The following is a 279-nucleotide window of genomic DNA, read 5'->3' on the forward strand; positions in this document are numbered from 1 at the left end:
GGCGGCCGATGATGTCGCAGGCCAGCACGAACAGGCCGCCGAGCAGCGCCACCCAGGGCACCGAGCGGCGCATATTGTCGCCGAACAGGATGCTGACCACGTTCGGCAGGATCAGGCCCAGGAAGGGAATGCTGCCGGCCGTGACCACCACCACCGCCGAAATCGCCGACACGATCAGGAGGCCATAGAAGGTCAGGCGCTTGTAGTTCAGCCCCAGGTTGGTGGTGAACTGCTGGCCCATGCCGGCCACGGTGAAGCGGTCGGCCGCGACCCAGGCGG

Annotated in this window: 1 protein-coding gene; it reads right to left on the reverse strand. The window is 67.4% G+C overall.

The window, feature by feature from the left end; genetic code table 11:
* The coding region (locus tag ABFX56_RS16035) for an iron chelate uptake ABC transporter family permease subunit (protein WP_346234356.1) at positions 1–279 on the reverse strand (279 nt) is incomplete at both ends.

Source organism: Parafrigoribacterium mesophilum, assembly GCF_039652555.1.
In the GTDB taxonomy this organism is placed as follows: domain Bacteria; phylum Actinomycetota; class Actinomycetes; order Actinomycetales; family Microbacteriaceae; genus Parafrigoribacterium; species Parafrigoribacterium mesophilum.